At 71.3% G+C, this 25,766-nt stretch carries 21 protein-coding genes, 1 tRNA gene and 1 other RNA gene; 5 read left to right on the plus strand and 18 right to left on the minus strand.

Annotation, left to right across the window (positions count from 1 at the left end):
• Nucleotides 1-117: 117 nt before the first annotated feature.
• The 5 genes from FHS07_RS13655 to FHS07_RS13675 all read right to left on the minus strand — a co-directional run bounded on the left by FHS07_RS13655 (nucleotide 118) and on the right by FHS07_RS13675 (nucleotide 4,936).
• Nucleotides 118-852 (minus strand): beta-phosphoglucomutase family hydrolase, encoded by a 735-nt coding sequence (locus FHS07_RS13655; RefSeq protein ID WP_183420450.1) that lies wholly within the window; start codon nucleotides 850-852, stop codon nucleotides 118-120.
• Nucleotides 853-935: 83 nt separating this feature from the next.
• The gene (locus tag FHS07_RS13660) at nucleotides 936-2,093 is read right to left on the minus strand and encodes an N-acetylglucosamine-6-phosphate deacetylase (protein ID WP_183420451.1); all 1,158 of its coding nucleotides are present in this window, start codon (nucleotides 2,091-2,093) and stop codon (nucleotides 936-938) included.
• The gene (gene nagB, locus FHS07_RS13665; protein ID WP_183420452.1) at nucleotides 2,093-2,878 is read right to left on the minus strand and encodes a glucosamine-6-phosphate deaminase; all 786 of its coding nucleotides are present in this window, start codon (nucleotides 2,876-2,878) and stop codon (nucleotides 2,093-2,095) included. Before nagB ends, FHS07_RS13660 begins: the two co-directional genes overlap by 1 nt.
• On the minus strand, nucleotides 2,878-4,455 hold the full coding sequence (locus FHS07_RS13670) for a PTS transporter subunit EIIC (RefSeq protein ID WP_221189503.1): 1,578 nt from the start codon (nucleotides 4,453-4,455) through the stop codon (nucleotides 2,878-2,880). The genes nagB and FHS07_RS13670 overlap by 1 nt, the downstream gene beginning before the upstream one ends.
• 31 nt (nucleotides 4,456-4,486) lie before the next feature.
• Nucleotides 4,487-4,936 carry a PTS sugar transporter subunit IIA gene (locus tag FHS07_RS13675; protein WP_343054724.1) on the minus strand — a complete coding sequence of 150 codons (450 nt, stop codon included), beginning with the start codon at nucleotides 4,934-4,936 and terminating at the stop codon, nucleotides 4,487-4,489.
• A gap of 171 nt (nucleotides 4,937-5,107) precedes the next feature.
• On the opposite strand from FHS07_RS13675, the gene FHS07_RS13680 reads away from it, so the two are divergent.
• The gene (locus FHS07_RS13680; RefSeq protein WP_183420453.1) at nucleotides 5,108-5,857 is read left to right on the plus strand and encodes a GntR family transcriptional regulator; all 750 of its coding nucleotides are present in this window, start codon (nucleotides 5,108-5,110) and stop codon (nucleotides 5,855-5,857) included.
• Nucleotides 5,858-5,869: 12 nt separating this feature from the next.
• Here FHS07_RS13680 and FHS07_RS13685 read toward each other — a convergent pair whose 3' ends face one another.
• Nucleotides 5,870-7,102 carry an acetate/propionate family kinase gene (locus FHS07_RS13685; protein WP_183420454.1) on the minus strand — a complete coding sequence of 411 codons (1,233 nt, stop codon included), beginning with the start codon at nucleotides 7,100-7,102 and terminating at the stop codon, nucleotides 5,870-5,872.
• Entirely contained in the window at nucleotides 7,099-9,288 is a 2,190-nt protein-coding gene (pta, locus tag FHS07_RS13690) for a phosphate acetyltransferase (RefSeq protein WP_183420455.1), read from the minus strand. Before pta ends, FHS07_RS13685 begins: the two co-directional genes overlap by 4 nt.
• Nucleotides 9,289-9,479: 191 nt before the next feature.
• Here pta and FHS07_RS13695 point away from each other — a divergent pair, with 191 nt between their 5' ends.
• Complete coding sequence (locus tag FHS07_RS13695; protein ID WP_183420456.1) at nucleotides 9,480-10,154, plus strand: NUDIX domain-containing protein; 675 nt, start codon at nucleotides 9,480-9,482, stop codon at nucleotides 10,152-10,154.
• A gap of 52 nt (nucleotides 10,155-10,206) precedes the next feature.
• Here the strand turns inward: FHS07_RS13695 and ffs are convergent.
• The 7 genes from ffs to FHS07_RS13730 form a co-directional block, all read right to left on the minus strand.
• Nucleotides 10,207-10,303: signal recognition particle sRNA small type (ffs, locus tag FHS07_RS13700), an RNA gene on the minus strand.
• A gap of 295 nt (nucleotides 10,304-10,598) precedes the next feature.
• On the minus strand, nucleotides 10,599-13,625 hold the full coding sequence (locus tag FHS07_RS13705; RefSeq protein ID WP_183420457.1) for an alpha-mannosidase: 3,027 nt from the start codon (nucleotides 13,623-13,625) through the stop codon (nucleotides 10,599-10,601).
• Nucleotides 13,626-13,654: 29 nt separating this feature from the next.
• Nucleotides 13,655-14,539 carry a carbohydrate ABC transporter permease gene (locus FHS07_RS13710; RefSeq protein WP_343054739.1) on the minus strand — a complete coding sequence of 295 codons (885 nt, stop codon included), beginning with the start codon at nucleotides 14,537-14,539 and terminating at the stop codon, nucleotides 13,655-13,657.
• Nucleotides 14,540-14,562: 23 nt separating this feature from the next.
• Entirely contained in the window at nucleotides 14,563-15,495 is a 933-nt protein-coding gene (locus tag FHS07_RS13715) for an ABC transporter permease subunit (protein WP_183420458.1), read from the minus strand.
• 3 nt (nucleotides 15,496-15,498) lie between these two features.
• On the minus strand, nucleotides 15,499-16,857 hold the full coding sequence (locus FHS07_RS13720) for an extracellular solute-binding protein (protein WP_183420459.1): 1,359 nt from the start codon (nucleotides 16,855-16,857) through the stop codon (nucleotides 15,499-15,501).
• Between the two features lie 137 nt (nucleotides 16,858-16,994).
• Nucleotides 16,995-18,200, minus strand: a complete 1,206-nt coding sequence (locus FHS07_RS13725; RefSeq protein ID WP_183420460.1) for an ROK family transcriptional regulator — start codon at nucleotides 18,198-18,200, stop codon at nucleotides 16,995-16,997.
• A 102-nt stretch (nucleotides 18,201-18,302) separates the two neighbouring features.
• Nucleotides 18,303-19,235 (minus strand): ROK family protein, encoded by a 933-nt coding sequence (locus FHS07_RS13730; protein WP_183420461.1) that lies wholly within the window; start codon nucleotides 19,233-19,235, stop codon nucleotides 18,303-18,305.
• Between the two features lie 183 nt (nucleotides 19,236-19,418).
• Between FHS07_RS13730 and FHS07_RS13735 the strand changes: the two genes are divergently transcribed.
• Genes FHS07_RS13735 through FHS07_RS13745 form a run of 3 tightly spaced genes read left to right on the plus strand, consistent with a single transcriptional unit; the run spans nucleotide 19,419 to nucleotide 24,008 of the window.
• Complete coding sequence (locus FHS07_RS13735) at nucleotides 19,419-20,465, plus strand: AAA family ATPase (protein ID WP_183420462.1); 1,047 nt, start codon at nucleotides 19,419-19,421, stop codon at nucleotides 20,463-20,465.
• Nucleotides 20,462-21,718, plus strand: a complete 1,257-nt coding sequence (locus FHS07_RS13740; RefSeq protein ID WP_343054725.1) for a DUF58 domain-containing protein — start codon at nucleotides 20,462-20,464, stop codon at nucleotides 21,716-21,718. The genes FHS07_RS13735 and FHS07_RS13740 overlap by 4 nt, the downstream gene beginning before the upstream one ends.
• Entirely contained in the window at nucleotides 21,705-24,008 is a 2,304-nt protein-coding gene (locus FHS07_RS13745; protein WP_183420463.1) for a transglutaminaseTgpA domain-containing protein, read from the plus strand. Before FHS07_RS13740 ends, FHS07_RS13745 begins: the two co-directional genes overlap by 14 nt.
• Before the next feature lie 98 nt (nucleotides 24,009-24,106).
• Here FHS07_RS13745 and FHS07_RS13750 read toward each other — a convergent pair.
• From FHS07_RS13750 to FHS07_RS13765, 4 genes are all read right to left on the minus strand, one after another.
• A tRNA-Ser gene (locus FHS07_RS13750) sits at nucleotides 24,107-24,198 on the minus strand.
• A gap of 52 nt (nucleotides 24,199-24,250) precedes the next feature.
• Complete coding sequence (locus FHS07_RS13755) at nucleotides 24,251-24,727, minus strand: NUDIX domain-containing protein (RefSeq protein ID WP_183420464.1); 477 nt, start codon at nucleotides 24,725-24,727, stop codon at nucleotides 24,251-24,253.
• A 60-nt stretch (nucleotides 24,728-24,787) separates the two neighbouring features.
• Nucleotides 24,788-25,360 carry a GNAT family N-acetyltransferase gene (locus tag FHS07_RS13760; protein WP_183420465.1) on the minus strand — a complete coding sequence of 191 codons (573 nt, stop codon included), beginning with the start codon at nucleotides 25,358-25,360 and terminating at the stop codon, nucleotides 24,788-24,790.
• Nucleotides 25,357-25,728: a MerR family transcriptional regulator gene (locus FHS07_RS13765; protein WP_183420466.1), complete on the minus strand. Its 372-nt coding sequence runs from the start codon at nucleotides 25,726-25,728 to the stop codon at nucleotides 25,357-25,359. The genes FHS07_RS13760 and FHS07_RS13765 overlap by 4 nt, the downstream gene beginning before the upstream one ends.
• Between the last annotated feature and the right edge of the window lie 38 nt (nucleotides 25,729-25,766).

Genomic DNA, 25,766 nt, shown 5'->3' on the forward strand with positions numbered 1-25,766 from the left:
GGTGCCTTCCGGTGGCGGATTCTGAGTCGGCGCGAGACGACGGCATGCCGCTCGCGCGGGTGGAGCTCGGGTTCGCCGCTCGGGGACGGCGAGGGGGTGTCGCGTGCAGGCGACGGCTCAGTCTACGAACGCGGCGAGGTCGTCGACGACCACCGTCGCGCCGGCGGCGGCGAGGTCGTCCGCGCCGACACCGCGATCCACGCCGACCACGACGGCGTAGCCGGCCGCCGCGGCGGAGCGCACGCCGCTCAGAGCGTCTTCGACGGCGGCCGAGCGGGCCGGATCGACGCCCAGCATGCGGGCGGCCTCGGCGAAGACGTCGGGGGCGGGCTTGGATGCCAGGTGGTCGCGCTCGGCGACCACGCCGTCCATGACGACGGGGAACCGGTCGCGGATGCCGGCGGCCTCCAGCACCTCGACGGCGTTCTTGGAGCTGGAGACGACGGCGATCGGTGTGCCGGCCGCCTGCAGCAGGTCGAGGAGGGCGATCGAGCCCGGGTAGGGCTGGATGCCCTCGCTGCGCAGGATGCGCGAGAACACCACGTTCTTGCGATTGCCGACACCGCAGACGGTGTCTTCGGACGGGTCGTCGGAGGGATCTCCCCAGGGCACCTCGACGTCGCGGCTGCGCAGGAGCGAGGCGACGCCGTCGTAGCGCTTCTTGCCGTCGACGTACTCGAAGTAGTCGCGATCGGTGTACGCCGGCTCGATCCGCCACGCGGCGAAGAGCTCGTCGAACATCTCTTTCCACGCCCGCATGTGCACTTCCGCGGTGGGGGTGAGCACCCCGTCGAGGTCGAACAGGACGCCCTCGAACGTCGTGAGGTCGGGCAGGTCGCGGCTGTCGGTCACGGCGGGCTCCAGATCGGGGTGCGGTGGCGCGGGCGCCCGGAGCGCCGCACCCCCAGCGTACTGGCGGGTGCGGCGCGCGTGCTTCAGCGCGTCGTCATCGACAGCGCGCGTCCGCCTACCCAGACCCGCGCCGGATGCCATCCCGCATCCCACTGCACGAGGTCGGCGACCGCGCCCTCGGCGACGTGACCGATGTCGGTGCGACCGAGGGAGCGCGCGGCGTTCTCGGTGCAGGCGGCCAGCACGACGGCGGGGTCGATTCCGGCTCCGATCATGCGGCGCACGCCCTCGTCGAGCACGATGCCGGCCCCGGCGATCGTCCCGTCGTGTCGGCGCCCGAGGCCGTGTTCGTCGTTCGCCACCGGCTCACCGCCGAAGTCGAGCCAGTGACCGGCGTCGAGACCCGCCGTGACGATCGCGTCGGTGACGCCGACGGTACGCCGACCGGCCGCGGAGAGCACGAGCGAGACGACACGGTGGTCGAGGTGCTGCCCGTCGATGATCGTGCCCACGAAGAAGCGGTCGTCGGTCAGCACCGCTCCGGGGACGCCCGGTTCGCGGGGCTTCAGCGGCCGCTGCGCGTTGAACACGTGCGTGGTCATGGTGGCTCCCGCGTCGCCCGCCGCGTGTACCTGCGCGGCGGTGGCGTCGCTGTGGCCCACGGCGACGATGTACCCCTCGCCGGTCAGGCGGCGGATGGCGTCGAGGGCGCCGGGCAGCTCCGGGGCGAGGGTCAGCGTGCGCAGCGCGTCGCGCGCGGTCGGGCGCTCGAGCAGGGTGTCGAGGTGTGATCGCTCGGGCATCAGCATGCACTCGGCGCGGTGAGCGCCCTTGCGCGCGGGCGAGAGGAACGGCCCCTCGAGATGCGCCCCCAGGATCCTCGCGACGGGCTCGTCGGCGAAGGCGTCGCGCGCCCGTCCCACGCGCTCGAGGGCGGCGACGGTATCGGGCAGGGGCGCGGTGATGACGGTGGGCTCGATGCCGGTCACCCCTCGCGCGGCCAGGCCGGTCAGGAGCGTCTGCCATCCGGACTCGTCGGCTCCCGCGACGTCGACGCCGAACGAGCCGTTGACCTGCAGATCGAGCAGGCCCGCCGTCACGACCCCGTCCACGACGTCGTGATCGACGCTCTCGTCACCCGTCGCGGGGCGGATGCGGCCGATGCGTCCGGCGACCACCTCGATGACGACGGGACCCACGAACGCTCCACCGATCAGGGCACGGGCGGTCCGCAAGCGCATCACAGCCCCTGTCCCACCGGCTTGCCGGCATAGGTGGAGCGGTAGTAGTCGGCGAAGGCGAGCTGGCCGGCGGCATCCTCGTCGACCACGACGGTCGCGTGCGGATGCAGCTGCAGCACCGATGCCGGCCACCGTGACGACAATGGACCCTCGACCGCCTCGCGCACGGCCTGCGCTTTGCCGCGGCCGAAACCGAGCATGACGGCATGACGGCTGTCGAGGATCGTCGCCAGCCCCTGCGTGAGGCAGTGGGTGGGGACCTGCTCGATGTCGCCGGCGAAGAAGCGCGCGTTGTCCTGTCGGGTGCGCGTGGTGAGGGTCTTCACGCGGGTGCGGCTGGCCAGGCTCGACATCGGCATGTTGAAGGCGAGGTGCCCGTCGGATCCGATGCCGAGGATCTGCAGGTCGATGCCCCCGGCATCCCGGATTGCCCGCTCGTAAGCGGGCCCCGCGTCGAGGGGGGCGGCATCGAGGTCGCCCGGTCCCACGATGGCCCCGGGTGCGAAGTCGACGTGTCGCTCGAGTTCGGCGCGGATGAACTCGCGGTATCTCTCGGGGTGCCCGGGGGGCAGACCCACGTACTCGTCGAGCAGGAACGCCCGCGCCGCGGAGAAGCTGAGTCCCTCCTCGCGGTGGCGACGCGCGAGCTCGCGGTAGACCGGCAGCGGCGTCGAGCCGGTGGCGAGGCCCAGCACCGCCGCGGGTGTGCGCCGCAGGAGAGCGGTGTAGGCATCGGCGACGACGCGCGCCGCCTCTTCGGGGGTCTCGACGACGACGACCTCCATCAGAGCGCCTCGAGGATGTCGTTCTTCAACATCTCCGCGCGGGGGCCGAACACGGCCTGGACGTTGTCGCCCACCTCCAGCACGCCGGCGGCGCCGAGCTGCTTGAGACGCGCGTGGTCGACGAGGGCGCGGTCGGCGACCTCCATGCGCAGTCGCGTGATGCACGCGTCGACGTGCACGAGGTTGTCGCGGCCGCCGAACGCGGCGATCAACTGCTCCGTCGTCGACTGCTCAGCGGCCGTCGCGGTCGATGCGGTCCGCGTCTCGGGGGCGGATGCCGTGACCGGCTGCGACGTGCCCGCCACGGGGGCGGTGGTGTCGGCATCCACCGCGGGGGCATCTCCCGTCGGGGCGGAGAGGTCCTCACGGCCCGGAGTACGCAGGTTCCACTTCTTGATGACGAGGCGGAACAGCAGGTAGTACACGGCGAAGTAGACCACGCCCATGACCACCAGGAGCCAGACGTTGTTGGCCGCGGGGGCGGTGCCGTAGAGGAGCAGGTCGAACAGTCCCGCCGAGAACGAGAACCCGAGGTGGATGTCGAGAAGGTAGGCCACCGCGAGCGAGATGCCGGTGAGAAGCGCGTGGACGACGTACAGGGGGAACGCGGCGAACATGAAGGCGAACTCGAGCGGCTCCGTGACACCGGTGAGGAAGGCCGTCAGACCCGCGGCGCCCAGGATGCCGATGGCCGCCTTGCGCTGCGCGGGGTTGGCGAGGTGGATCATCGCGAGCGCCGCGGCCGGCAGGCCGAACATCAGCACGGGATAGAAGCCCGCGGTGAGCGCTCCGGCGGTGGGGTCCCCCGCGGCGAAGCGGGTCAGCTCCCCCGTGACGACGCTGCCGTCGCCCTCGGTGTACGACCCCTGCAGGAACCAGACGTAGGAGTTGAGGATGTGGTGCAGACCCACCGGGATCAGCATGCGGTTCGTGAAGCCGTAGACGAAGGCCCCGATCGCTCCGGTGCCGCCGATGAACGCTCCCAGGCCCGAGAGCCCGGTGTTGAAGATCGGGTAGAAGTAGCTCAATCCGAAGGCGACGACGAGGCTCGCCAGCGAGACGACGATGGGAACGAACCGGCGTCCGCCGAAGAAGCCCAGGTACGAGGGCAGTTCGATGGTGTGGTACCGATCGAAGAGCCACGCGGTGAGCAGCCCGATGACGATGCCGCCGAAGACGCTGTAGTTGATCTGCACCTGGTCGCCGGCGGCCGTCGTCTGCCCCGCGAGCACGACCGGCGACATCACCGTGAAGACGTTCGCGAGCACGAGGTAACCGACCACGGCCGACAGTGCGGTGGAGCCGTCGGCCTTCTTGGCGAAGCCGATGGCCACACCCACCGCGAACAGCAGTCCGAGGTTGTCGAAGAGCGCGCCTCCCGCGGCGCTCATCGCCTGGAAGAACGGGCCGATGACCGGCAGGTCGATCCGACCGAGCAGGTCGGGCTGGCCGAGGCGGAGCAGGATGCCGGCCGCGGGCAGCACGGCGATGGGCAGCATCAGGCTCTTGCCGAGGCGCTGCATCTGGGCGAATCCGGGGATGCCGCGGCGGCGGGCGACGGGGGCGGTGGCGGTCATGAGGGTTCTCTCTCGACGGTGAAGGAGCGGATCAGACGGACAGGAGCCGGGCGCCGGGCAGGATGTCGGCACCCTCGGCGCTCACGACCGTGACCTCGTCGGCCGAGCGCTCGAGCACCACGACGGGGACCACACTGGAGAGCCCCGCGGCGCGGATGGCGGGGACGTCGTAGGCGATGACGGGGGTGCCCGCGCTCACGCGGTCGCCCTTGGCCGCGAAGGCGGTGAACCCCTGCCCCTGGAGCTGGACGGTGTCGAGGCCGAGGTGGACCAGGACGGCGAGTCCGTCGTCGGCAACGACGACGAAGGCGTGCGGGAAGACCTGCAGGAGGGTGCCGTCGATGGGGGCGACCGCATCGACCACCTCGGCCGGCGGGTCGATCGCGACCCCGGGCCCCATCGCGCCCTGCGCGAAGAGCTGGTCGGGGACGGCCGAGAGCGGTAGGACGGTTCCCACGAGCGGGGACAGGATGTCGGGCACGGGCACTCCTCGATGAGACGGCGGGTCAGCGGTACGCACCACCGAACGCGCATAGGCTGGGGAGGGAAAGAATCGCCCGCCCGCACGGTCCGCCCACTGGGTCAAACTGGTACGTACCAGTGAAAATAGTCGCCGGAGCCGACCGTGTCAACACCGAAAGTCGACGCCGTCATGACCCGTCTCCGCGAGGCCGACGCCCCGACCGCCGCCGTCACGCCCAAACCCGTCCCCAAGCACGCGCAGCTGCGCGCCATCCTCCTCTCCGACATCGGCACCACCTGGCCCGCGCACGCGGTCATCCCCTCGGAGCGGGAGCTCTCCGCCCGACACGGCGTCAGTCGCGCGACCGTCCGCGAGGCGCTCCGACAGCTCATCGAGGAGCAGAAGCTCTACACCCTGCAGGGGAAGGGCACCTTCGTCGCCGGCGAACGCGTGCAGTCGCATCTGCACCTCGCCTCCTTCACCGAGGACATGCGCCGCCGCGGCATGGTGGCGACGACGCTCGTGCGTCATGCCGAGAAGGCGGCACCACCCCTCGAGGTGCGCGCGGCCCTCGGACTCGACGAGGGCGAACACGCCTGGTCCATCGAGCGCCTCCGCCTGGCGAACGGCATCCCGATGGCCCTGGAACTCGGGTGGTATTCGCCGCGCGTCGCGGCCGACCTCGGCGACCGCGACCTGAACACCTCTCTGTACAGCGTGCTGTCCGAGCACTACGGCGTGCGCATCGACTCCGCCGAACAGACCGTCTGGGCGGAGACCGTCGCCGGCGACACCGCGACCACGCTCGACGTGGCGCCCGGGTCGGCGGTGCTGGTGTTCCGGCGCACGTCGCGCGCGAGCGGCATCCCCGTCGAGCACGTCACGTCGTGGTATCGCGGCGACCGCTACCAGGTGCACATGGCGCTGGCCGGCTCCTGACGATCGCGAGAGTCAGGCCGTGACCGACAACGTCTGCCGGGCGATCTCGAGTTCTTCGTCGGTCGGCACCACCAGCACCTCGACGCGCGAGGAATCGCTGGAGATGCGACGGATGCCGCGCTCCCGGCGGGCGTTGCGTTCGGGATCGATCTCGACGCCCGCGAAGCCGAGCGTGGCCAACGCCTCCTGGCGCACCTGGACCGCGTTCTCGCCCACACCGGCCGTGAACGAGATGACGTCGACGCCGTCGAGCTGAGCGAGGTACGCACCCGCGTAGGCGCGAAGACGGTGGATGTAGACGTCGAACGCGAGCTGTGCAGCCGGGTCGCCGGCTTCGCGTCGCTCTCCGATGTCGCGCATGTCGGACACCCCGGCGAGTCCCAGGAGGCCCGAGCGCTTGTTGAGGAGGGTGTCGAGATCGGCGATCGACATGTCGGCGCGGCGCGCGAGATGGAACTGGACGGCCGGGTCGAGGTCACCGGAGCGCGTGCCCATGACGAGGCCCTCGAGCGGGGTGAGTCCCATCGAGGTGTCGACCGAGCGACCGCCCTCGATCGCCGCGACCGAGGCGCCGTTGCCGAGATGGAAGACGATCTGCTTCAGCTCGCCGAGCGGGCGCCCGACGAAGGCCGCGGCGGCCTCGCTGACGAACTTGTGGCTCGTGCCGTGGAAGCCGTATCGGCGAATACGGTGCGCCTCGGCGAGCTCGCGGTCGATGGCGTAGGTGTAGGCCTCGGGGGCCAACGACTGGTGGAAGGCGGTGTCGAACACGGCGACGTGCGGAACGTCGGGGAACGCCTTCTTCGCCGCGACGATGCCCGCGAGGTTCGCCGGATTGTGCAGCGGAGCCAGCACCGACAGCTCGTCGATGTTGATCTCGACGAGCGGGGTGACGACGGTGGGCTCGAAGAAGCGCGCGCCGCCGTGCACGACGCGGTGGCCGACGGCGACGGGCGCCCGCTCCTCGAGCGACGGACCGTGCGCGGCGAAGGCCTCGAGCATGACGGCGAACCCGGCCGTGTGGTCGGGGATCTCGCGCTCGATCGTGTAGGTGGCGTCGGTCACGGTCGGCGCGGGGCCGTCGGCGTCCGCGAGGGCCGCCGCCTTCACCGTGTGCGTCGCGACGCCCGATCCCTCACCGATGCGCTCGACCAACCCGGACGCGAGCACGTGCTCGTGCTCCATGTCGAGCAGCTGGTACTTGAACGACGACGAGCCGCTGTTGACGACGAGGACGACGCTCACGAGGCGCTCCCTTCTGCGGGAGCTTCGGTCGCCGAGCTTCCCTGGGCCTGGATCGCCGTGATCGCGATGGTGTTGACGATGTCGTCGACGAGCGCGCCGCGCGACAGATCGTTGATGGGCTTGTTCAGGCCCTGCAGGACGGGCCCGATGGCCACCGCACCCGCGGAGCGCTGGACGGCCTTGTAGGTGTTGTTGCCGGTGTTCAGGTCGGGGAAGACGAACACCGTCGCGCGTCCCGCGACCGCGGAGCCGGGCATCTTGGCGCGTGCGACGGCCGCATCGGCGGCGGCGTCGTACTGGATCGGTCCCTCGACCAGCAGCTCGGGCGCACGCTCGCGCACGAGCGCGGTGGCGCTGCGCACTTTCTCGACGTCGGCGCCCGTGCCGGATTCGCCCGTGGAGTAGGACAGCATCGCCACGCGGGGGGCGATGCCGAACTGCTCGGCCGTCGCCGCCGACGACACCGCGATGTCGGCGAGCTGCTCGCTAGTGGGGTCGGGGATGACGGCGCAGTCGCCGTAGACGAGCACGCGGTCGGCGAGCGCCATGAGGAAGACGCTCGAGACGACCGAGACGCCCGGGGCGGTCTTGATGATCTCGAACGCGGGGCGGATGGTGTGGGCCGTGGTGTGCGCCGCGCCCGAGACCATGCCGTCGGCGAGGCCCAGGTGCACCATGAGGGTGCCGAAGTACGACACGTCGGTCACCGTGTCGGCGGCCTGGGCGTGGGTGACGCCCTTGTGGGCGCGCAGCCGCGCGTACTCGACGGCGAACTTCTCGACGTGCACGGCGTCGAAGGGGCTGAGCACCTCGGCATCGCGGATGTCGATACCGAGTTCGATCGCGCGCCCGCGCACTTCGATCGGCTCGCCGAGGATGGTCAGATCGGCGATGCCGCGCGCGAGCACGGTGGCGGCGGCGCGGAGCACCCGGTCATCGCTTCCTTCCGGCAGCACGATGCGGCGCTTGTCGGCGCGGGCGCGGTCGACGAGGCCGTACTCGAACATCAGCGGGGTGACCACGCTCGGGCGGGCGATGCCCAGCTCGCGAGTGAGCTGCTCGGTGTCGACGTGACGCTCGAACAGCGCGAGGGCGGTGTCGTACCGGTGCTGGGAGTCGGCGGCGAGGCGCCCCCGGGTGTTCATGATGCGCACGGCCGTGTCGTAGGTGCCGAGGTCTGTGGCGATGATCGGCAAAGGCGACCCGAGACCGTCGATGAGGCGCACGATCGCGTCGGGGAGCTCGAACCCGCCGTTGAGCACGATGCCCGCTAGGGAGGGGAAGGTGCCGGAGGCGTTGGCGAGGAGGGCCGCCAGCAGCACTTCGGTGCGATCGGCGGGGATGACCACGACCGCGGACTCCTTCAGACGCGGCAGCACGTTGACCATCGACATGCCCGCGACCACGACACCCAGGACCTCGCGGGTCAGCAGCGCCGGATCACCCTTGATGAGCTCGCCCTCGACCGAGCGCAGCACACCGCGCATCGAGGGGGCGATGAGGAAGCGGTCTTCGGGCAGGGCCCACACCGGCACGGTTCGCTCGTCGGCGGCCGATCCGACGGCGGCGGCGTCGAACGAGGCCGCATCGACGACGTGGCGAACGGATGCCACGACCTCGTCGAGGCGATCGGCGTCGGCGCGGTTGGCGATGACGGCGAACAGCGCCGCCCGCTCGTGCTGCAACTCGGAGATGGCCAGGGAGGCGATCTGACCGACCTCTTGCGGGGTCCGGGCCACGGACAGGCCCAGCGTCTCGCTGTGTCCCTGCTGCGCCCGGCCGCCGAGCACGAGCAGCACCGGTGCACCGAGATTGGCGGCGATGCGGGCGTTGAACGCGAGCTCGGCGGGGCTGCCCACGTCGGTGTAGTCGCTGCCGATGACGACGACCGCATCGCACTGCGCCTCGACGGCCTTGTACCGCTCGACGATGCGGGCGAGCGCCGCATCGGCGTCATCGCGCACGTCGTCGTAGGTGACGCCGACGCAGTCGTCGTAGGCGAGGTCGACGCTGTCGTGATCGAGCAGCATCTCGAGCACGTAGTCGCGTTCGGCCGTGGAGCGCGCGATGGGCCGGAACACCCCCGCGCGCGGTGTGACGCGGCTGAGCGCGTCGAGCACGCCCAGCGCCACGGAGGACTTGCCCGAATGACCTTCGGCCGACGTGATGTAGATGCTCTGCGTCACGTGTCCCAGCCTATTGCGGGGCCCTGACATCGCCCGGGGGTTGTTTCGTCGTCGAGTGATCAGGCGCGTACGTCGAGAGCCGGCCCTCGCCTCGGCGATCCGCGCACCCTCAGCCCCGACACCCCGGATCCGAGCGACGTCGTGCCCATCGCTGACGTCGCGTCCCGTCCACGACATCTAGGCTCGCGAGCGTGACCCCCTCGGCTCCTCTCCCCGGAACGACCGTCCCCGACCATCGCGGGCGCACCGACCTGCACCTGACCGGCCGCGACCTCGACCGCAATCCCCGTGTGAAGGTCGACGGTGTCGAGCTGCTCGCCGCGGGATGGCACGTCCTGCGCGCCACGACCTTCCGGTACCGCGGCGAGGACGGCGAATGGGTCACCCAGACGCGCGAAACATACGACCGGGGCAACGGCGCGACGATCCTCCTCTACGACCCGGCGCGGCGCACCGTGCTGCTCACCCGGCAGTTCCGCTACCCCGTCTACGTCAACGACCACCCCGACGGCATGCTGATCGAGACCGCCGCGGGGCTCCTCGACGACGACGACCCCGTCACCGCGATCCGCCGCGAGGCCGAGGAGGAGACCGGCGTGCGCGTCGACGACGTGCAGCACGTCTTCGACGTCTACATGAGCCCGGGGTCGGTGACCGAGCGCCTGCACTTCTTCGCCGCGGCCTACGACGGCTCGACGCGCGTGGGCGACCGCGGCGGTCTCATCGAGGAGGGCGAGGAGATCGAGATCCTCGAGTACGCCATCGACGAGGCGGTGGCGATGATCCGCGAGGGATCGATTCAGGATGCCAAGACGATCATGCTGCTGCAGTGGGCGGTGCTGGACGGGCCGTTCGCCCGCCGCTGACGCCCGCGCTGAGCGTGACGTCGGCGCGCGACGAGACGGTCGCGCGGGCAAAGAAAAAGACCCTCCGCGCACCCGGTAGAGCCTGGTTACCCTTGCTACGTTTCCGTCCTGGGGGAGTTGGCCTGGATGCCGCCACGCGGAGAGCCGAGTAAAGCCTACCCGACCTGCGACCCTCCTCCCACCCGCGGCCGTCGAGCGGGGAGCGCCCGGTGCGAGGCGGCCGGCGCGAGCGCCGCCGCACAGCCGAGCACCGGGGCGCCGACGCCCGACACACCACGAGGAGGCGAGGGCGTCAGCGGCCGGACGCAGGGCCGCCCGCCGCGATGGCGGCATCCGTGCTGCTCATGGGGGTCGCCGCCTTCCGACCCCGGACACGACGGTGCGACCGGGGGCGTCTCTCTCCCCGGCCGCACCGGTCTCGTTCGCGCCCGCGGGCGCCGGTGATCAGCGCTTCAGGCGCAGCGTCACCAGCTGGAACGGACGCAGGTCGAGCTCGACCGCGCCGCCCGAGACGCTCGACACCGCGGCGGCGTCGACCTCGCGCTCGAGCAGGTCGGTCTCGATCACGCCCGACACCTCGAAGCCGGCCTCGAGGCGCGCGCGGGTCCGCTCGCCCAGCGCCTCGTACAGCCGCACCACCACGTCGCCCGAGCCGTCCTGCGCGAGCTTGACGGCCTCGACGACGACACCGGGCACGTCGATCGCGACCAACGGCGCGACCGTGGTCTCGGCGGCATCGGTCACCACGCGCGTCGGCAGGTTGGTGCGGTAGCCCTCGGCGACGGCGTCGGCCACCTCGGCTCCCACGACGATGCCGACCTCGAGGTGGTGCGCGCCCTGGTCTTGGCCCGGGTCGGGGAACATCGCCGAGCGGATGATCGACAGTCGCACCAGGGAGTACGTGCCACCGGCCTCGCGTTCGTGGCGGGTGATGTCGTGCCCGTAGGTGGAATCGTTCGTCACTGCGACGCCGAAGCCCGGCTCGGCCACGCGCACCCAGCGGTGCGCGGCGGTCTCGAAGCGCGCCGAGTCCCACGAGGTGTTCGTGTGCGTCGGGCGCACGATGTGCCCGAACTGGATCTCGGATGCCGCCCGGTCGGTGTGCACGTCGACGGGAACGCCGAGCTTGAGCAGTTTCTGCTGCTCATGCCAGTCGACGTCGAGCGACAGGCGCACCGTGCGCGAGCCCTCGGCGAGCGCGATGCGCTGCGCGATGGCGGAGTCGCCGACGGTGCGCTCGACGACGATCGCGTCGCCGTCGACCCGCACGCTGTCGGCGGAGTCGAGGGGCGTCGCGTGGCGACGGTAGGTCTCGTCGATGTCCCACGCGTCCCACTGGGTGGGGGTGTCGCGGAAGACCTCGAAGAGTCCGGCGGTCCGGCCCGCGGGAACGACCTCCCTCGCGGATGCCAGGTCGACGAGCGACACGATCAGTCCACGGCCGTCGATCTCGGCGCGGACGATGCCGTTGTCGAGCACGAAACCCTCGCCCTCGACGCGGGGTGCCACGTCGGCCTCGGGGGTCGCCGGGGCGATCGCGAGGGCCGGAGCCCCGGCGCGGCGATGCGGGGCCGCGTTGGCGACGATCGAACGGACGCCCGTGCCGACGAGGGCGCGGAGGCTGTCGGCGATGACCTGCTCGAGCTCCGCCTGGATCGCTGCGTAGTTGCGCTCGGCATCCCGGTGCACCCAGGCGATCGAGGTGCCGGGCAGGATGTCGTGGAACTGCTGCAGCAGCACCAGGCGCCACAGGCGCTGGAAGGTGTCGGCCGGGTAGGCAGCCCCCGTGCGCACGGTCGCGGTCGCCGCCCACAGCTCCGCCTCGCGCAGCAGGTGCTCGCTGCGACGGTTGCCCTGCTTGGTGCGCAGCTGGCTCGTGTAGGTGCCGCGGTGGAACTCGAGGTACAGCTCCCCCGCCCAGACGGCGGGATCGGCGTACTCGGCCTCGGCGGTCTCGAAGAACTCCCGCGGGGTGGAGTGCTTCACGATCGGGGCACCCTCGAGCGAATGGGTGCGGGCGATCGTCGCGGTCATCTCTCGGGTGGGCCCGCCGCCGCCGTCGCCGAAACCGTAGGGCAGGAGCGAGGTGCGGGCGCGGCCCTTGTCGGCGAAGTTGCGCTCGGCGTGCGCGAGGTCGGCCGCGGTCACCTCGGAGTTGTACTTGTCGACGGGCGGGAAGTGCGTGAAGATGCGCGATCCGTCGATGCCCTCCCAGCGGAAGGTGTGGTGCGGGATCCGGTTGGTCTCGTTCCACGAGATCTTCTGCGTGAGGAACCAGCGGGCGCCCGCCGCCTTCATGATCTGGGGCAGGGCTCCGCTGTAGCCGAAGGAGTCGGGCAGCCACACCTCCTCGGTGTCGATGCCGAACTCCTCGAGGAAGAAGCTCTTGCCCTCCACGAACTGGCGGGCCATGGCCTCGCCGCCGACCATGTTGGTGTCGGATTCGACCCACATGCCGCCCACGGGCACGAAGCGCCCCTCGGCGACGCGGGCCTTCAGGCGCTCCCAGAGTGCCGGGTAGTGCTCCTTCATCCACGCGAACTGCTGCGCAGAGGAGCTCGCGAAGACGAACTCGGGGTCTTCGTCCATGAGCGAGAGCACGTTGCTGAACGTGCGCGAGACCTTTCGGGCGGTCTCGCGCACGGGCCAGAGCCACGCGGAGTCGATGTGCGCATGTCCGACGGCGTGGAGCACGTGGGCACTGGATGCCGCGGGCGCCGCCATCAGCGGAGCCAGCACGTCGCGGCCGGCCTGGGCGGTTCCGGCGACGTCGTGGGGATCGACCGCGTCGATCGCGGCATCCATCGCCTCGAGCAGGGTCGCGCGACGCGCGGAGGTGGCATCGAGCTCGGCGATCAGGCCGTGGAGCAGACGGAAGTCCTGCAGGAGCTCCCACACGGCGAGGTCGCGGAGCCCGATCGAGATGTCGCGGAGCGTGTACAGCGGAGCATCGCCCGCGGTCGCCGGGTCGCCCACGGGAGTCGGCTCGAACGTGAAGAGACTGCCCACATCGGGGTTCGAGGCGGCCTCGACCAGCACGTCGACGCGTCCGTCGGCGTCGATCGCCGCGGGGGTGGCGCTGTTGAACGGCGAGACGCCCTTGATGGGCGCACCCTCGCGGTTCCACACGAGCGCCTCGCACTGGAAGCCGCTCTGACCGGCCGTGAAGCCGAGGTCGATCACGAGCTCGGCCACGGTGCCCGCGGGAAGAGCTCCCGAGGGGTCGCGCCAGTCGGCCGGAATCTCGCCCGCCACGGCGAACCAGGTGGTCCCCCACGCCCGCCCCCACGGGGCTCCGATCGCGAAGGGGCGGTACGCGGCATCCCGAGCCTCGTCGAAGGTCACGGGCTCGCCCGGAGCCTCCCACGCCGAAACGGTCAGGGGCTGACGGGCGCGGTAGACGGCGGAGACCAGACGCTCGCGGATGAAGCGCTCGATGCGCATCTCGATGAGTGCGGTGCGGTCGTGCATGAAGTTGATTCCTTGTCTGGGGGGACGGGTCAGCCCTTGACGGCGCCGGCGAGTGCCGACGGGCCACCGAGGCCGCGCTGCACGAGCACGTACAGGCCGAGGACGGGCAGGGAGTAGACGATCGAGTACGCCGCGAGCTGCCCGTAGGCCACGGCTCCGAACGACCCGAAGAAGTTGAAGATGCTGACGGCAGCGGGCTGGTAGTCGGGGCTGAGCAGCAGCACGAACGGCACGAAGAAGTTCCCCCACGCCTGGATGAACGTGAAGATGAACACCACGGCGATCCCGGGACGCATGAGCGGGAGGACGATCTGCACGAGAGTGCGCATCGAACCCGCGCCGTCCATCCAGGCCGCGTGCTCGAGCTCGACGGGGACGCCGTCCATGAAGTTCTTCATCATCCAGATCGCGATCGGCAGCGCGCTCGCGGTGAGGAAGAGGATGGTGCCGCCGATGGAGTCGATGAGGTTGAGCTGCACGAACAGGCTGTAGACCGGCACCATGATCGCCGTGATCGGCAGGCACGTACCGAACAGCACCGCGTACAGGAAGGGCTTGCCGACGCGCATCTTGTAGCGCGACAGAGGGTAGGCCGCCAGAGACGCCAGCACCACCGTCGCGATGGCCGTGCCGCCCGCGAGCAGCACGCTGTTCCACAGCGGGAGGAACAGCAGGTCGGGCTTCATCACGGCCGCGAAGTTGTCGAGGGTGACGACCTCGGGCATCTTGATCGCGAGCGTCGGCTGCGCGTCGAGCGAGGCGGTGACGAGCCAGATGAGCGGGACGACGAACAGGATGCCGACGACGATGAGCAGCGTGTTGCTCACGACGCGTAGCGCGCGGGTGCGCGGCGACGACAGAGACGCCTTTGTCTTCTTCAGGGCCCGGGAACCGGACCGGCTGCGACCCGACACTTCGGGGAGGGTGGTGGTGGCACTCACGACGAGACCTCCTCGCGCAGCGCGCGGACGTAGAAGAACGAGAACACCGCACCGATGAGCAGCATGATCGTGGCGATGGCCGTGCCGTAGCCCAGTTCGCCGAACTTCAGACCCTGCTGGTAGGCGAGGATCGGCAGCGTCGTGCTCGCATTGCCGGGTCCACCGCCGGTCATGACGAAGATCAGCGTGAAGACCGAGAGGGTCTGCAGGGTCACGATCATCGAGTTGGTGCCGATGGTGGAGCGGATCATGGGGATCGTGATGAAGATGAGGCGCTTGATGCCGCTCGCGCCGTCGACCTCGGCGGCCTCGGTGATCTCGGGCGGCACGTCGGCGAGGGCGGCGGAGTAGACCATCATCGAGAACGCCGTCCCGCGCCAGATGTTGGCGAAGATGACCATGAGCACGGGCAGGGTGAACAACCAGCTGACCGGCTCGGCACCGAAGAGGGCGAGGATGGCGTTGAGCGTGCCGTTGTCACGGAAGAAGGCGTAGGCGGCGAAGGCCGCGACGATCTCGGGGAGCACCCACGCCGTGACGACGACGGTGCCGACGACGGCGGTGACGACGCGGTTGCCCGAGCGCATCATGAGGGCGAGCGCCAGGCCGAGCACGTTCTGCCCGATCACGGCCGAGAAGAACACGAAGACGATCGTGTTGATCACCGAGACGGGGAAATCGGGGGCCTTGAACAGCTGGGTGTAGTTGTCGAACCCGATGAACTCGCTCGCGACGGCGGTCGAACCCGAGAGGGTGGCGTTGGTGAGCGAGCCCCACAGCGACACGAGGATCGGGCCGAGCAGGAACACCGCGAGCAGCACGGCTGCGGGAAGGAGAGGGAGCGCCCGGGCCGACGACCGGAGGCCGCGCGTCTTCACGCGCGACCCCCGGCCGGTGCCGGTCGCCCCGGTCTGCGCCAGGGCGGTCACGACTCAGCCCTTCTGGGTGTTCTCTTCGCCGACGATGCCGACGACGGCCTGGTCGTAGGCGGCGGCAGCGTCCGAGACGCTGGACTGACCGGTCATGACGGCCTCCATGGCGACCTGGATCTGGTTGGAGATCTTGTCGTAGTCCTCGGTCGCGGGACGGAAGTGCGTGGTGTCGACGAAGCTCGAGAAGGTCTCGAAGCTGGGGTTCGCATCGAGGTACTCGCTGGACTCGGCGACGTCGGCGCGCACGGCGATCTGGCTGTTGTCGATGCCGTAGGCGGTGGCGTTGTCCTTATTCACCGCGGTCGAGAGGAAGTCCCACGCGGCGTCGGCGTTCTTGGTGTTCTTGCCGATGGCGAGGGTCCAGCCACCCGACATGCTCGTCGAGCCGGGAGCCTGGCCGTCCTGGGTGGGCATGGCGGCGATGCCGAGGGCGTCGCTCCACTCGGGCCACGCGGCCGACCCGCCCTCGACCCACGCGGCCGACTGCCACGAGCCGTCGAGCGCCATCGCGAGCTTGCCCGACGGCAGCCAGTCGGCGGTCACGCTGGTGAAGATGTTGGGGTCGAGCGCCTGCTGCAGCGACGGGCCGAGGCCGCCCTGGTAGACGTCGGAGACGAACTGCAGGGAGTCTGCGAAGCCCTGGCTGCCGACGACCCATTTCTTGGTGTCGGTGTCGTAGAGGGTGTCCTCGGTGCCGTAGAGGAGCATTTCGAGGCCCTGCATGGACGCGGCCTCACCCGCGGTCTTGCCCGAGTAGACGTTGAGGGGGATGACGTCGGGGTTCGAGGCCTTGACCTTCTCGGCGGCGGAGAGCACGTCGTCCCAGGTCTTCGGCTGCCACGGCACCGGGATGCCGGCGGCGGTGAAGACGGCCTTGTTGTACCAGAGGCCGCGGGTGTCGGTTCCGAGCGAGACGCCGTAGGTCTTGCCGTCGGGACCGAGGCCGGCCTGCTGGGCGCCCTCGGCGAACTGCGACCAGTCCTCCCACGAGGCGAGGTAGTCGTCGAGGGGCAGCAGGTAGCCGGCGGCCGCGTCGGACTGGATCTTGAACGTGTCTTCGTACTGGACGTCGGGGGCGGTGCTGGCCGACTTGTTCATCAGCGCGAGCTTCGTGTAGTAGTCGGCGCCCTCGGCCTGGATCGGGACGAGCTCGACGGTCATGCCCTCATGCGCGGCCTCGTACTGCTGCTTGGCGTTCTCCATCAGCGTCTGCATGGCGTCGAAGGTCGCCGTGGTCTGGTACGCCACCCGGATGGTCGTGCTGTCGCCCGCGTCGGCGCTGCCGCCGGAACAGCCGGCCAGGGCCACGGTCAGGGCGGTGGCGGTCAGAAGACCGGTCGCCATCGTCAGTTTCTTCATGGAAGCTCCCTTGCTCGGGTGGAGACACCGCGTCGCCAGGAACTTTTATAAATCAAATGGACTAACTCGGCAAGTCCGGGTGTCGTCCTCTCGGTAACGATCCAGCCACGGACACCCGTGATCCGCGGAAAACCGCCTCAGAGAGCGATCATCATGCGGGCGGGTCGCGCCGCGAACGCACCGTCGAGCAAGAGGCAGGCGGCTCCCACCGCGGCCACATCGAGGCCGACGAGAGAGCGGCGGACGACGATCGCCCGCGTCGAGGTCGACACCGGATCGCTGGACACACGCGCGGCCACCGTGTCGCCGAGCACTCCCGCGAGCCGCTCCCAGACCGGGCCGCCGAGCACGACCTCGTCGACGTCGAGGAGGTTGTTGGTCACCACGAGGGCGCGTGCGATCCGCTCCCCCGCCCGCTCCAGCACCTCGACCGCCCGCGCGTCGCCCCGGTGCGCACCGGCGACCAGGCGATCGAGGTGGGGCCGCGTGTCGCCCGCGTCGCCCGCGTCGTAGCCGGCTTCGGCGAGGAGCACGCGCGGCTCGATCGACACGCCCAGGCACCCGCGCGACCCGCACGCGCAGCGCGGTCCGTCGGGGTCGACGACGACGTGGGCGATGCCGCCGGCGTTGCCGGTGCGCCCGCGCACCGGCGCGCCCGCGATGGCCACGCCGAGCCCCACACCGGCGCCGTAGTACAGGAACATCGCGTCGGTCAGCCGGTCGGAGCGGTCGAACCACATCTCGCCGATCATCGCCGCGGTGACGTCCTTCTCGACGAGGACCGGCAAGCCGGTGACGGCACCGAGGTCCTCGCGCACGTTGACGTTGTGCCATTGCGGGAGCAGCGGCGGGTCGAGCAGTCGCCCGCCCCGGGCGTCGAAGGGGCCGGGAGCGGCCACACCCACACCGAGCACGAGATCGCGGGAGATGCCCGCGCGTTCCACGATCGAGTCGACGGCGGCGCCCACGGCCTCCACCAGTTCCGCGGGGGTGGCGTGAGGTGCGCGCGGGATCTCGTCGTGCACGATGACCTCGCCGGCCATGTCGACGACGACGATCGTGTCGACGACGGGATCGAGGTGCACCCCCACGGCGAAGCGGGAGCGAGGGTCGAGCTTCAGCAGCGTCCGGGGCTTGCCGGGACCGGAGATGACCTTGCCCGCCTCGACGATGAGCCCCTCATCGGCGAGGCGCCGGGTGACGTTGCTCAACGTCTGGGCGCTCAGACCGGTTCGGGCAGAGAGTTCCACCCGGCTGAGCCCCTCGGGCGAACGGCGGATCAGGTCGAGCACCAGCGTCTGGTTGTACTCCCCCACCGCGGGCAGGTTGGATCCCGTACGCATGGCCCCCGCCTTCGTTCGCCGGTCCGCGGCGCGGTCCTCGCCATTCAGGGTACGCCCGCCCCGCGCGGGCTCCGGGCCGTGCGGCGGGGAGGCGGCGGCGCGTCAGGACTGCAGAGCGAGAGCCGCGGCCCCCAGCAGCGGGCCGTCGCCGTCGAGACCGGAACCGACGACGCGGCAGCGCCGTGCATACGCGTGCAGCGACGCCGCCTGGGCGGCCTCGCGCACCTGATCGATGTAGTCGGGTGCCACGTGCGAGAACCCCCCGGCGATGGCGACGGCCTCGAGGTCGCACAGGGTCGCCGCTGCGGCGATCGCCTGACCGACGGCGGTGGCCGAACGCGATACCGCGGCGACGGCGACGGGGTCGCCGGCCGCGTGCGAGGCGGCGAGGTCGAGGCCCGTCTCGCCCTCCCAGCCGTGCGTCCGGGCCCACGCGACAGTGCCCGGACCGGCGGCGACGGCCTCGAGAGTGGATGCCACGACCTCTTCGCCCTCGATGGTGCGCACGAAGATCTGACCCAGGTGCCCGGCGTTGCCGCTCGCACCCGAGACGGGCCGACCACCCATGACGAACCCGCCGCCCACGCCCGTCGACACCACGATCGCCATCGCGTCGTCGCAGCCGACCAGGGCACCGCGCCAGTGCTCGGCGAGCGCGATGCACGTGCCGTCGAGGGCGAGGTGGATCGGGCCGTCGACGAGGCCCCCCAGAACCTCGTCTATCGCCAGCCCCGCCGCTAGGGGCAGGTTTAACGGAGACACCGAGCGCGAGGGCAGATCGACCGGGCCGGCGCTGCCGACGCCGATCGCGCCGACACGGGCGCCGGGGGCCGCCGCCAGGGCCGCGACCGCTGCCTCGCGAACGTTTCGTGCGATCTCGTCGCGATCGGCCTGCCGCCCGGTCGTCCGCCGCGAGACGCTCTCGCGAACGACCTCTCCGTCGAGGGAGACCAGGGCCGCGTCGACCTTGGTGCCGCCGATGTCGACGGCGAGCACATGGGTGTGGGCGGGCAGGGACGGGGTGGCATCAGACATGCGCGGGCTCCTCGGGTGGACCAACGCTCCCCGATCCTAGGGGCCGGTGCGTCCGCCGAGTGACGCCTGAGGGTCCGGCGGAATCGAGCCCCGGTGCCCGTAGCGCGGGTTACGATCGGGTCACGGTTGCGAGGACGCGCCTCTACCCGCGACACACCTCTGCCCCGCGAGACAAGGGATGCCATGGACGAGACGGTCACGCCCGAGACGGCATCGCGGTTGCGCCGCGGCGACTCCGGCCCCGCCCGAGGGGTGCTCGACGCTCCACTGGACGCGGATGAGTTCGCCCGTCTGACCGGGAAGATCCTGGCATCCGTGTCGCAGGTCATCGACGGCAAGCCGCACGCCGTTCGCAGCGCCCTCATCGCGCTTCTGGCCGAGGGGCATCTGCTCATCGAAGACGTGCCGGGAGTCGGCAAGACGATGCTCGCCCGCGCGCTGGCGGCCACGATCGACGCCGATGTGCGTCGCATCCAGTTCACTCCCGATCTCCTGCCGGGCGACATCACCGGTGTATCGGTGTTCAATCCGGTGCAGCGGCACTTCGAATTCACGCCCGGCGCGGTGTTCGCGCACATCGTCATCGCCGACGAGATCAACCGCTCCTCCCCCAAGACGCAGTCCTCGCTGCTGGAGGCGATGGAGGAGCGTCAGGTGACGGTCGACGGTCGCACGCACGTGCTCCCCTCGCCCTTCCTCGTCGTCGCGACCCAGAACCCGTTCGAGATGGAGGGCACCTACGCCCTTCCCGAGGCGCAGCGCGACCGCTTCCTCATGCGCATCTCGATGGGGTACCCGGATGCCGCGGCCGAGGCGCTCATGCTCCGCCAGCGCGACGCGGTCAACCCGCTCGACGGCCTGACCCCGGTCGCCTCGGCGCGGGAGGTCACCGCGATGATCGCCTGGGCGCGCGGCGTGCACCTCGCGCCCGCGCTCGAGGAGTACGTCGTCGCTCTCGCGCAGGCCACGCGCAGCCACCCCGACATCCGTCTCGGCGCGAGCCCGCGCGCGACCCTGCAGCTGGTGCGCGCGGCGAAGGTGCGCGCCGCGCTCGATGCCCGCTCGTACGTGATCCCCGACGACATCACCGAACTGCTGTCGCCGGTGTTCGCGCACCGCCTGATCCCGAACCGGTCCGCCGCGGGCGGGCGGGCCGGGGCCGCCGTCGTGGTCGAGGCGCTGGAGCGCATCGCCGCGAGCGTGCGGGTGCCCCTCGCATCGCGTCCGTGAGGTCGGTGGTGCGACGTCGGTGGCCCTTCACCCTGCGCGGGACGGGGGCGCTGCTGCTCACGGCCGCGGCGTTCCTGATCGCCGAACGAGCCGGCATCCCCGAACTGCTGTACTTCGCGACCCTGCTGTCGGCGCTCCTGGTGGCCGCGGCGATCGCGCTCCTGCTGACGCGCGGTGCCGGTACGGTCACCCGCGTCGTCTCCCCCGACGTCCCGGAGGTGGGCGGCACCGCGTCGGTGACCGTACGGGCGGGGATGCGCAGCGCCCTGCCGAGCGGCCCCGGCCGGTGGACCGACACCCTCCCCCCGGGCCTCGCGGGTCGCGCCGAGGGCACCTCCCCGGCCACCGGGTCGGCGCTGTCGGGCACCGGAGCCGCCGTGCAGGTGCGCTATGACATGGTCGGCGTGACGCGTGGCACCCATGCTCTGGGACCCCTCGAGGTGACGACCACCGATCCATTCGGGCTGTTTCGCCGACGTCTCGCGCTGGGGCGCACGACGCCCGTGACCGTCGCGCCGGCCATCGTCGACCTCGCCCCGCTCCCTCGCGCCTCCGGCGAGGCCGGCGGCGGCCGCCAGACGACGACGCTGCAGCTGGGACAGGGGTCCGACAACCTCGTCGCGCGCCCCTACGCCCCGGGCGACTCGATGCGTCGCATCCACTGGCGCGCGACCGCCCACCGCGACACCCTCATGGTGCGTCAGGAGGAGCAGGAATCGAGCCCGGCGGCCACCGTAGTGCTCGACCGCGCGCTCTCGCGGTGGACCCCGCTCGCTGCGACCGCCCCGGGGGCCGATGAGGCCTTCGAGACGGCGGTGACGGCCTGCGTCTCGGTCGTCGCGCGCCTCGTGCACGAGGGATACACCGTCGACGTCGTCGACAGCGACGGCAGTCTGCTGATCGATCCGGTCGAGGGCGGCGACGACGGAGAAGCGCGGGCCGCGGCAGCCGGTTTCGCCACCCTGCGCGCTCGCACCGACGATCCCGCGCGCCGCGTGGTACCGGCATCCGCCGCCGCCCTCTCGGGTCCCGTCGTGGTGATCACGGGCGCGCTCGAACCCGACGACCGCATCGCGCTGGGAGCCGTGGCCCACCACTCGGCGCTCCCCGTTCTGCTCGTGGTGGGAGAGCGGGCGGAGCTCGCGGGCCTGCGAGCCGGAGGGTGGCGCGCCGCCGTCCTGTGGCCCGGTGGAGATGTCGCTGCGGCGTGGGACGACGCGATGCAAGAGGGGCACGCCCGTGTCGACCACTGATGTCACGGTACTGCGCACCCCGCGGCGCCGACGCGACGCGACGCTCCTGACCGTCGGGCTGTTCGCCGCGATCGCCAGCGCCATGCTGCCGGTGTTCTCGGTCATCGCCCCGGGGCCGTGGGTCGCGGGGGCGGTCTTCGTCACGGCCGCCGTCCTCGGGGCAGGGCTGCTCGTGCGCGTGGGCCGGCTGCCCGCCGCTGTCGCGAGCATCGCCGAGATCGCCGTGGGCATCGTCCTGTTGACGGCGATCTTCGGCCGATCGACCGCCCTCCTCGGGGTGATTCCGACCCCGGCGACGTTCGGATCGGTGCCCGACCTGCTGGCTGCCGCCTCCGAGGAGATCCGCACGGGGGTCGCCCCGGTGGAGGCGCAGACGGGTCTGTCGTTCCTGCTGGTCGCCGCCATCGCCGGCCTTGCGGTGGTGCTCGACCACGTCGTCCTGACCGCGCGAATGCCCCTCCTCGCCGGCGTCGGTCTCGTCGCGGTGTCCTTGATCCCCACGATCGCCATCCCCTCCGACATCGACATCGCGGGCTTCCTGCTGCTCGCGGCGGCGCTGCTGTTCCTCCTGCGCATCGACACGCGCGCGCGGACGGCGACCGCGCCGCCGACACGCTCAGACGCCCCGCGCGTGCGGGGTGTCTCGGCGACCGCTCTGGGCGTCGCCGCCGTCGCCGTGATCGTCGCGGTGGTCGCCACCCCGCTCCTGCCCCAACCGGATCTGCGCTTCGCGACCGGGGGCACCGGCGGCATCGGCACGACCATCAATCCCAACCTCGAGCTGGGCAACGACCTGCGCCAACCGCGCGAGGTCGAGGTGCTCTCGGTGCGCACCACGGCACCCACGGCCCCGTACCTCCGGGCGGTGACACTTTCGCGCTTCGACGGCGCCGTGTGGCAGCCCGACAGCTCCGACACCGTGCCCGTCCCGGCCGAGGGTGCCGTGTTCGACCCGGTCACCGTGGCCGAGGGCGTGACCGTCGCCGACTACGACACCACGGTGACCGTCGACCAGCTCGACAGCCCGTGGCTGCCGGTGCCCTACCCCGCGTCCACCGTGACCGGACTCACCGGCGACTGGCTCGGGATGCCGCAGAACCGCACGGTCGTCACCCGCGCGGGGTCCACCCGCGAGCAGGTCTACGAGGTGCAGGCCGACGTGCCGCGGCCGACGCTCGAGCAGATCCGCTCGAGCGCGGTGGGCGGACCCGCTCTCGACCCATCGCTGACGTCGTTGCCGGATGACCTGCCCGCCGTCATCGGCGACACCGCCCGCGAGGTGACCGCGGGGGCGCAGTCGCCGTACGACCAATTACTGGCGCTGCAGACATGGTTCCGCAGCAGCGAGTTCCGCTACTCGCTCGACGCCCCCGTCGAGTCCGGCTTCGACGGCGCGGGAGTGGATGCCGTCGCCGACTTCCTCGAGGTCCGCGCGGGCTACTGCGTGCACTACGCCTCCGCCTTCGCCGTCATGGCCCGCTCGCTCGGCATCCCCGCGCGCATCGTCATCGGCTACCTCCCAGGAACCGCGTCGAGCACCGCGCAGCAGGGTGGCACCGAGTACACGGTGAGCTCCAGCCAGTTGCACGCGTGGCCCGAGGTGTCGTTCGAGGGCATCGGATGGGTGCCCTTCGAGCCCACCAACAGCCTCGGCGTGCCGACCAACTTCGCCTCGGGTTCGGGTTCGGGCGGGTCGGCGACGACCGACACCCCGGATCAGGATGCCGCGTCCCCCGACGCGCAGCCCTCGACGGCGCCGTCGCAGGCCGACCGCCCCGACCTGGGCGCGCAGGACGGCCCCGGCGTCTCCGCCGGACAAGGGTCGTCGACGACGTGGCTCGCGCCCGCTCTGGTCGCCCTCGCGCTCGTGCTGCTGCTGTTCGTGCCCTCGGTCGTGCGGGTGCTGCGCCGCCGTCGGCGACTCACGGCCGCCGGCGCGGGCGACCCCGTCGCGGCGTGGCGTGCCCTGCAGGAGGAGGCGGTCGATCTCGGCATCCCCGCCTCCGGAGCCGAGTCGCCCCGCGCCTTCGCGGCGCGTCTGACGAGCGATCACGGCGTCGACGCCGACGACGTCGGTCTGTTGCGTGCGGCGGTGGAACGCGTCAGCTACGCCGAGGACGCCGTGGACCCCGCGAGCGGCCCCGCCCTGGTCGCCGCGGTCGCCCGCATCCGCGCACGTCTGCGGGCGGGTGCCCCACCGGCGCGTCGTCTGGTGGCGAACCTGTTCCCGCGCTCGCTGGTCGTTCGCTCAGGCGCCGTCGAAGCCGATCGCGAGACCGTCGGCAGCTGACGACGGCAGAACCTCCCGGAGGAGCGGAACCCGGCATCCGGGGCGGGGCGCGGGAAACGACGATGAGCCCCACCCCCTGCGGGGTGAGGCTCATCGGGTGGCGGAAGTGACAGGATTTGAACCTGCGAGGCGAGTTACCCCGCCTACATGGATTCCAGCCATGCTCCTTAGGCCGCTCGGACACACTTCCAACAGGAGAGCTTACACGGCGACGGGCTGCTCCCCCGCCGCCGGCTGCAGCGTCAGGCCGGATCGGCCGCGTCGAGGTCGGCCACGATGCCCCGAACGTCCTCGGGATCGAAAGCGTCCGTCGTCGCGGCGAGCTCGGCGGGCGAGAACCACCGCACGTCGACGATGTCGTCGCGCTCGCTCTCGGTCCACGCGTCACGGGCGATCTCGAAGCGCGCGGTGCGCAGCACGAAGTACACCGCGGTGCGGCGCTCGTACTCTTCGGCCGGGGGCAGGTCGATCTCGCGGTAGGCGACCGGTTCCCCCACGGCATCCACCCGGAGACCCGTTTCCTCGTACAGCTCGCGCACGGCCGCCGTGGGGGCGTCCTCCCCCGGGTCGATTCCCCCGCCCACCGTCAGCCAGCGCGCGGGCCGCACGCGCCGCCCCCAGTGCTGCTTCATCAGCAGAAGAGCGCCGTCCTCGTCGAAGACGAGGACGCGGGCCGTTCTGCGGGTCTTCGGCTCGCCCGCCATCGTGTCGTCGCTCACGTCAGAAGTCTTGCAGAACGCGTGCGGGGACGGGCCGAGGAGGCACGGTCCGGCGCGGACTCACCCCAGGCGCTCCTCGAGCCCGGCGCACACGGCTGGCCACTCTTCCCGCAGGATCGAGAAGTACAGCGTGTCGCCGACGCTGCCGTCGGACGCGATGCGGTGGCGGCGCAACCGCCCCTCGGGCGTGGCCCCGAGACGCTCGATGGCCCGGGCGCTGCGCGCATTGCGCGCGTCGCACCGCAGAGCCACCCGGTTCAGCCCCCACGCGTCGAAAGCCTGCCCCAACAGCAGCATCTTCGTCGCGGGGTTCGTCCGCCCACCCTGAAACGCGCGGCCGTACCACGTCGTCCCGACCTCGACCCGCCCCTGCGACGGCGTGTAGTCATAGAACGTCGTCGATCCGCGGATGCCGCCGGTCTCGGCATCCCGCACCGTGAACGCGAACATCCCCGGTGTCTCGCGCTGCTGCGCGACGCGGTCGGCATAGGCCTGCGCCGAGTCGGGCCAGGGCGTCGTCATCCCGGTCCAGATCGCGGCGTCGGTGAGCGCCCACGCCTCGGCGGCGTCATCGGGATGCGCGGGCGTGAGACGGATGCCGTGGCCCTCGAGCACGAGGTCGTGGGCGGTCACCGCGCCTCCAGCTGCGCGACGAACTCGTCGGCTGCGGCGAGCTTGCGTCGCAGGTCGTCGCGCCGCGTCAAGGCTTCGTCGCGGATGTCGCCCAGGCGCGCGGCGAGCGCCGCGTCGGCGGGGTCGGCGTCGAGCCCGTCGACGACGGCGAGCAGCTCACCCATCTGTTCGAGCGAGTACCCGAGGGGCTTCATGCGGCGGATCAGCAGGAGTCGCGACTCGTCATCGGCGGTGTAGAGGCGGAAGCCCCCCTCGCTGCGCGCCGAGGGCCGCAGCAGACCGATCTCGTCGTAGTGGCGGAGGGTGCGGATCGACAGCCCGGTCCGCTCGGCGAGCTCGCCGATCTGCATCGGTCGGTGGGCGGTCATGGCATCCCCTGTTCCGTAACCCTCTCGTTACGGTAGAG

Source organism: Microbacterium proteolyticum (genome assembly GCF_014192415.1).
Classification (GTDB): domain Bacteria; phylum Actinomycetota; class Actinomycetes; order Actinomycetales; family Microbacteriaceae; genus Microbacterium; species Microbacterium proteolyticum.

Excerpts from the sequence above, each read along its gene's own strand:
- FHS07_RS13660 (WP_183420451.1), bottom strand. The coding sequence starts at position 2,093 with ATGCGCTTGCGGACCGCCCGTGCCCTGATCGGTGGAGCGTTCGTGGGT.
- nagB (WP_183420452.1), bottom strand. The coding sequence starts at position 2,878 with ATGGAGGTCGTCGTCGTCGAGACCCCCGAAGAGGCGGCGCGCGTCGTC.
- FHS07_RS13670 (WP_221189503.1), bottom strand. The coding sequence starts at position 4,455 with ATGACCGCCACCGCCCCCGTCGCCCGCCGCCGCGGCATCCCCGGATTC.
- FHS07_RS13680 (WP_183420453.1), top strand. The coding sequence starts at position 5,108 with ATGACCCGTCTCCGCGAGGCCGACGCCCCGACCGCCGCCGTCACGCCC.
- FHS07_RS13705 (WP_183420457.1), bottom strand. The coding sequence starts at position 13,625 with ATGCACGACCGCACCGCACTCATCGAGATGCGCATCGAGCGCTTCATC.
- FHS07_RS13720 (WP_183420459.1), bottom strand. The coding sequence starts at position 16,857 with ATGAAGAAACTGACGATGGCGACCGGTCTTCTGACCGCCACCGCCCTG.
- FHS07_RS13725 (WP_183420460.1), bottom strand. The coding sequence starts at position 18,200 with ATGCGTACGGGATCCAACCTGCCCGCGGTGGGGGAGTACAACCAGACG.
- FHS07_RS13730 (WP_183420461.1), bottom strand. The coding sequence starts at position 19,235 with ATGTCTGATGCCACCCCGTCCCTGCCCGCCCACACCCATGTGCTCGCC.
- FHS07_RS13735 (WP_183420462.1), top strand. The coding sequence starts at position 19,419 with ATGGACGAGACGGTCACGCCCGAGACGGCATCGCGGTTGCGCCGCGGC.
- FHS07_RS13765 (WP_183420466.1), bottom strand. The coding sequence starts at position 25,728 with ATGACCGCCCACCGACCGATGCAGATCGGCGAGCTCGCCGAGCGGACC.